This is a genomic window from Streptococcus sp. GMD1S, from assembly GCF_000296875.1.
GTDB lineage: Bacteria > Bacillota > Bacilli > Lactobacillales > Streptococcaceae > Streptococcus.
The window spans coordinates 1-737 of the sequence record NZ_AJQY01000405.1 but is presented as its reverse complement, the minus strand read 5'-3'; the positions used below and the strand labels follow the sequence as shown (position 1 = coordinate 737).

General features: G+C 43.0%; 1 protein-coding gene. It reads right to left on the bottom strand.

Going from position 1 to position 737, the window contains the following annotated elements; genetic code table 11:
* Nucleotides 1-737: penicillin-binding transpeptidase domain-containing protein (locus GMD1S_RS10660; protein WP_000315889.1), on the bottom strand; the 737-nt coding region annotated here is incomplete at both ends.

Genomic DNA, 737 nt, shown 5'->3' with positions numbered 1-737 from the left:
AACATAACCCCATCATTGGCAATGGCTGTAAAGGCACGAAGCATCTGGGTCTGGGTGACAGAGATCCCTTGTCCAAATGAGCTCATGGCAATATTGACAATGTTATCAGCAGGTAATTGACCTGTGTATTCATCTGTCAAGCCAAAGCGAGTTGGGACCCCAAATTTAAAGCGGTTTAGATAATCCAACCAAGTAGCATCTCCCATTTTTTGTTCAAGTAGACTCATTCCAACATTACTGGAGTGAGCGAAACCTTGTGAGAAAGTCATCATCCCACCAGTAGTCAAACCATCATTAACATCCCAATCTCGAATCGTCGCATCCGCTATTTTTAATTCACTGCTATTGAAGTATTCTCCACTTGGGAAGGTATTATTATCAATAGAAGAAGCTAACGTCATAACCTTCATGGCTGATCCTGGTTCATAGTTACTTTGATAAAGAATGTCACGCCAAACAAAGTCCTCAGTGATTCCTTCTTTAGTATCTGCATTAAAGGTAGGTCGTTGGGTGGTAGCGAGAATTTCACCGGTCTTTGCACTGACCAAGGTCGCGGTCATATACTTGCCTTTTACCTTTTCCTGAAAGGCATCCATCTGGGTTTCCATAAAGGATTGCAAAGGACTAGAAAGGGTAGTGTAAACATCCTTTCCGTCTACCATGTGTTGGGAAGCCTGCTCCGTACCCGGAACAATATTTCCCAGACGATCTTTCTCATAGGTGATGATCCCATCTGT